Annotated in this window: 2 protein-coding genes; both read right to left on the bottom strand. The window is 73.4% G+C overall.

Annotated features, from left to right (window positions below; translation table 11 throughout):
- Positions 1-1,848, bottom strand: a 1,848-nt coding sequence (locus ACP4J0_RS38035) for a type I polyketide synthase (protein WP_426603950.1), incomplete at its 3' end; no start/stop codon positions are given.
- A gap of 65 nt (positions 1,849-1,913) precedes the next feature.
- The coding region (locus ACP4J0_RS38030; protein WP_426603948.1) for an SDR family NAD(P)-dependent oxidoreductase at positions 1,914-6,251 on the bottom strand (4,338 nt) is incomplete at its 5' end.

The raw sequence follows: 6,251 nt of genomic DNA, 5'->3' as shown, positions 1-6,251 counted from the left end.
GGAATCCAGCAGTTCCACCGCCATACCGGCCCACTGCGAACCCTGCCCCGGGAACACGAACACCGTCTTGCCACCGAGGGCCGAGCCCTGGACGACGTGCGACGACGGCTCGCCCGCCACCAGAGCGGTGAGGGCCCGCACGTAGTCCGCCGGCTCGCTGCCGACGAGGACGGCGCGCCGTGCGTGTGCGGCACGGGTGGTGGCCAGGGAGTGGCCCACGTCGGCGGGTCGCAGGCCGGGGTGGGCGCCCAGGTGCGCGAGGAGGCGTTCGGCCTGGCCGCGCAGCGCGTTCTCGCTCTTGGCGGTCAGGGTCCAGGGCAGGACGTCCGAGGCGCCCGGCGCGGACGAGTCACGGAGCGCCGCGATCAGGACCGGTGACTGCTCCGCGTCCGTGGCCGCCCCGTCGGCGGTCTCCGCGACCTCGGCATCCGCCCCGGCATGGGCGGGGACGGCTGCGGGGGCGGGGGCAGTCGCCTCCTCGATGATGATGTGCGCGTTGGTGCCGCTGACGCCGAAGGACGACACGGCCGCCCGGCGCGGGCGACCGGTCTCCGGCCACTCCTGCCCCTCGGTCAGCAGGGAGACCGCACCGGCCGACCAGTCCACGTTGGACGAGGGCTTGTCGACGTGCAGGGTCCTGGGGAGCTTGCCGTTGCGGATCGCCATGACCATCTTGATGATGCCCGCGACACCGGCGGCGGCCTGGGTGTGACCGATGTTCGACTTGATCGAGCCGAGCCACAGCGGCTGTTCGTCGCTGTGCTCCCTGCCGTAGGTGGCCAGCAGGGCCTGCGCCTCGATGGGGTCGCCCAGCGTGGTGCCGGTGCCGTGGGCCTCGACCGCGTCGACCTCGGAGGGCGTGAGGCGAGCGTCGGCCAGTGCCGCGCGGATCACCCGCTGCTGGGACGGGCCGTTGGGGGCCGTCAGGCCGTTGCTGGCACCGTCCTGGTTGACGGCGGAGCCGCGGATCACGGCGAGCACGGGGTGGCCGTTGGCGCGGGCGTCCGACAGGCGCTCGACCAGCAGCATGCCGGCGCCCTCCGCCCAGCCGGTGCCGTCGGCCGCGTCCGCATAGGACTTGCAGCGGCCGTCGAAGGACAGGCCGCGCTGTCGGCTGAACTCGGTGAAGGTGCCCGGTGTGGCCATGACGGTGGCGCCGCCGGCCAGGGCGAGCGAGCACTCGCCCTTGCGGAGCGACTGCATGGCCAGGTGCAGTGTGACGAGGGACGACGAACAGGCCGTGTCGACGGTGAGGGCCGGCCCCTCCAGGCCGAAGGTGTACGACACGCGGCCCGACGCGACGCTGCTGGAGGCACCGGTGACGAGGTAGCCCTCCGCCTCCTCGGGGATGGACCACAGCCGCGCCGCGTAGTCGTGGTACATGACGCCCGCGAAGACACCGGTCCGGCTGCCGCGCAGCGAGGCCGGGTCGATCCCGGCCCGCTCGAACACCTCCCACGAGGTCTCCAGCAGGAGCCGCTGCTGCGGGTCCATCGCCAGTGCCTCACGCGGCGAGATCCCGAAGAACGCGGGGTCGAACCAGTTGGCGTCGTGCAGGAATCCGCCTTGCTGCACGTAGCTCGTGCCCTGCCCGTCGGGGCCGGCGTCGAAGAGCCGCTCCATGTCCCAGCCGCGGTCGGTGGGGAACGGGGAGATGGCGTCGGTCCCCTCCGACACCAGCCGCCACAGGTCCTCGGGCGACTCGACGCCGCCGGGGTAGCGGCAGCTCATGCCGACGATCGCGATCGGTTCCGGCTCCGCCGACTCGACCTCTTGAAGGCGGCGGCGGGTCTCGTGGAGATCGGCCGTCACGCGCTTCAGGAAGTACCGAAGCTTTTCCTCGTTCATGCTTGCATCCCTCGTACGGAAGTCAGAAAGGCGGAGTCGTGGGAAGGGCGGGCCGGAACGTCGCGTCAGGAGATCCCGAATTCCTTGCCGATGAAGTCGAAGAGGTCGTCATCGGTGGCGGTCTCCAGCGCTTCGGCCACGTCGGCGCCGTCGGAAGCCGACGGCTCTCCGGCCGCGCTCCACGCCGCCAGCAGGGCCTGCAGCCGCTCGGTGATCCGGTTCCGGCCGTCGTCGTCCGGTGCGGCCTCCACGAGCGTCCGCTCGAGGCGGTCCAGTTCGGCGAGGAGCGGGGGAACCGCCGCGACGCCGCCCTGCCAGAGCTCGTCCCGCAGGAATTCCACGATGGCGTTCGGGGTCGGGTAGTCGAAGACGAGCGTGGCGGGGAGCCGTACACCCGTCGCCGCACCCAGGCGGTTGCGGAGCTCGACGGCGGTGAGGGAGTCGAAGCCGATGTCGCTGAACGACCGTGCGCCGTCGACCGCTTCGGGGCCTGCGAAGCCGAGCACGCCCGCGACGTGACCGCGGACCAGCTCCAGCAGCGCTTCCTGCCGTCCCTCCTGCGAGAGGCCGGCCAGGCGCTCCCGAAGGGCGGCGCCTCCCTGCGCACCGGCGTCGGCAGTGCCCACAGCGCGTCGGGCCGGGACGCGGACGAGGCCGCTCAACAGCGGCGGCAGCATGCCTCCCGCAGTGGCCTGGGCGCGCAGAGCGGCCAGGTCGAGCTTGACGGGCACGAACGCCGCCGCGGGCGAGGCGGTCGCGGTGTCGAAGAGGGCCAGGCCCTCCTGCTCCGACAGCGCGTTCACACCACCGCGTCCGAGACGCGACACCTCGCCGGCGTCCAGCTCGCCCGCCATACCGCCGTCCCACAGACCCCAGGCCAGCGACGTCGCCACCAGACCCCGCGACCTGCGGTGCGCCGCGAGTGCGTCGAGGAAGACGTTCGCGGCGGCGTAGTTCGCCTGACCGGCGCCGCCGAAGACACCCGCGGCGGAGGAGAACAGCACGAACGCCGACAGATCCATGCCCTGCGTCAGCTCGTGGAGGTTCCACGCCGCGTCCACCTTCGGACGCAGCACCGCCGACAGGCGCTCCCGGTCCAACGACGCGATCACACCGTCATCCAGCACACCCGCCGTGTGCACCACCGCCGACAGCACCGGAGCCGCGTCCAGCACCGAGGCCAGTGCGTCCCGATCGGCCACATCACACGCCGCCCACGACACCGACGCACCCAGCTCAACCAGCTCCGCCGTCAACTCGACAGCACCCGGGGCATCCCCGCCCCGCCGGCTCACCAGCAGCAGATCCCGCACCCCGTACTCGGTGACGAGATGCCGCGCGAACAACCCGCCCAACGCACCACTGGCACCCGTCACCAACACCGTGCCCGCAAACACCGGCGCCTCGGCCTCCGGCTCCACCACCGCACGCACCAGACGCGGCACCCGTACCGCGCCACCCCGCACCGCGGCCTCCGGCTCACCCGCCGCGAGCACGGCGGGCAGCGCCCGGTAGGAGGCTTCGGTGTCGTCGGTGTCGATCAGGAGGAAGCGGCCCGGGTTCTCCGACTGCGCCGACCGCACCAGACCCCATACCGGGGCATACGCCAGGTCCGCGACCTCGTCGTCCGGGACGGAGGCCACCGCGCCCCGCGTCAGGAAGGCCAGCCGCGAGTCGGCGAACCGCTCGTCGCCCAGCCACTCCCGCACCAGGTCCAGCACTCGCCCGGTCTCGGCATGCGCGGCACCCGGCAGGTCGTCGGGCGCGGCGCCGACCAGCGGCACCACGACGACCTCCGGCAGGGCCTCGCCCTCAGCGGGGAGGGCGGTCAGGTCCGCGTAGACCTCGTGGCCGACGCCCGCGGCGTCCAGACCCGCCTGACCGGGAGACTCGGTGAGCAGTGCCATGGGACGCTGGTGGGTGGCGGGCACCGGTGCGAGGGGCAGCGTGGTCCAGTCGACCACGAACAGCGACTCCATACGCCCGCTGCGCGCCGCGGCGCCGATCTGCTCGGGCGAGACGGCCCGCAGCACCAGCGACTCCACCGAGGCGACGGGCGCCCCGGTCTCGTCGGCCAGGTGCAGGGACACCGTGTCGCGGCCGGCCGGAGCCAGGCGGACGCGTACCGCCGCCGCTCCGGCGGCGTGCAGTCGCACTCCGCCCCACGCGAACGGCAGACGCCCCTGCCCGGTGTCCTCCACGAGTCCGCCGAGGCCGGCGGCGTGCAAGGTGGCATCGAGGAGGGCCGGGTGCAGACCGAACCACTCCGCTGTCGCGGCGGCGTCCTCGTCGAGGCGCACTTCGGCGTAGACCTCGTCGCCGAGCCGCCAGGCCGCGCGCAGCCCCTGGAAGACCGCGCCGTAGTCGAATCCGGCCGCCGCCAGGCCGTCGTACAGCCCGTCGATGCCGACCGGCTCCGCACCGGGCGGCGGCCAGGCCGCCAGGTCGGAAGCGGGGGCCGGGACCGCCGTAGCGGCGGCGAGCACACCGCCGGCGTGCCGCGTCCAGGGCTCGTCGGCGGGTGCGTTCTCGCCGCGGGAGTGCAGGGCCACGGCCCGGCGTCCGTCGTCGTCCGCTCCGGCGACGGAGAGACGCAGCCGCACACCACCGTGCTCCGGCAGCACCAGCGGCGCCTCCAGCGTCAGGTCGTCCAGGACCTCGCAGCCGACCTGCTCGCCGGCCCGCGTCGCCAGTTCGACGAACGCCGTGCCCGGCAGGAGCACCGAGCCCATGACCGCGTGGTCGGCGAGCCACGGGTGCGTGGCCAGAGACAGGCGCCCGGTGAAGAGGAAACCATCCGAGTCGGGCAGTTCGACCGCCGCGCCGAGCAGCGGGTGCTCCGCCGCGTCGAGACCGGCCGACGTGACGTCCCCGATGAAGTGGCCGCCCGACTCCAGCCAGTACCACTCGCGCTGGAAGGCGTAGGTGGGCAGTTCGACCTGCCGGCCGCCGGTCGGCGCGAAGTACGCCTCCCAGTCGGCGGCGACGCCGGCGGCGTGGGCCCGGGCGAGGGCGGTGGTGACGGTCTCGGCCTCGGGGCGGCCCTTGCGCAGGAGCGACACGAAGGCGGCCCCGTCCTCGGTCAGGCACTCCTGGGCCATGGCGGAGAGGACTCCGTCGGGGCCGAGTTCGAGATAGGTGGTGACGCCGGCGGCCTCCAGCGCGCGGACGCCGTCGAGGAAGCGGACGGCCTCACGGACGTGCCGCACCCAGAAGTCCGCCGAGGCCATCTCGTCGGTGACCACGCCGCCGGTGAGGTTGGAGACGACCGGGATGCTGGGCGACGCGTAGGACAGGCCCTCGGCGACCTTGCGGAAGTCCGCGAGCATGGCGTCCATGTGCGGGGAGTGGAACGCGTGGCTGACCGTCAGGCGCTTGGACTTGCGGTCCGGGAACTCCGCGGCGACGGCCGTCGCGGCGTCCTCGTCACCCGCGATGACCACGGCCTGCGGGCCGTTGACGGCGGCGATGCTCACCCGCTCGTTCAGCAGCGGCAGGACCTCGTCCTCGGCGGCCTGTAGCGCGATCATCACACCGCCCGTGGGCAGCGCCTGCATCAGCCGTCCGCGTGCCCCGACCAGTGTGCAGGCGTCCTCCAGGGACAGCACCCCCGAGACGTGGGCGGCGGCGATCTCGCCGATGGAGTGACCCGACAGGAAGTCCGGCTTCACACCCCAGCTCTCCAGGAGCCGGAACAGCGCCACCTCGATCGCGAAGAGCGCCGGCTGCGTGTGGGCGGTCTCGTTCAGCAGATCGGCGTCGTCGCCGAACAGGACGTCCTTCAGCGGGATGTCGAGGTGCGAGCCGACCGCGTCCAGCGCGTCCGCGAACACGGGGTACGCGTCGTACAGCTCCCGGCCCATGCCGAGTCGCTGGCTGCCCTGCCCGGTGAAGAGGAAGGCGAGCCCTGCCGTGCCTGCCGTGCCGCGCACCACCGATGCCGCCGGGCCGTCGGCCGCCACGGCCGCGAGGCCGCGCAGCAGCTCGTCCCGGTCCGCCGCCACGACCGCCGCACGGTGCTCGAAGGCAGCGCGCCGGGTGGCAAGGGTGTAGGCCACATCGGCGGCGGCGAGGCCGGGCGTCTCTTCCAGGTGGGCCCGCAGCCGGGCTGCCTGATCGCGGAGGCCGTCCGGGGACTTCGCCGACAGCACGTACGCCAGCACCGAACCGTCGGCCTCGGCGGGAGCCTGGGCGACGCCGTTGCGCGGGGCGAGGTCGTCGGGGGCCTGCTCGATGATCGTGTGGGCGTTGGTGCCGCTGATACCGAACGACGACACGGCGGCGCGACGGGGACGGCCGGTGTGCGGCCATTGCGTCTGCTCGGTCAGCAGGGAGACCGCGCCCTCGGACCAGTCGACGTGCGGGGTCGGCTCGTCCACGTGCAGGGTCCTGGGCAGGACGCC

The organism is Streptomyces sp. WG7 (assembly GCF_049975785.1).
In the GTDB taxonomy this organism is placed as follows: Bacteria; Actinomycetota; Actinomycetes; order Streptomycetales; family Streptomycetaceae; genus Streptomyces.
This window is presented reverse-complemented; position numbering and strand designations above follow the sequence as displayed.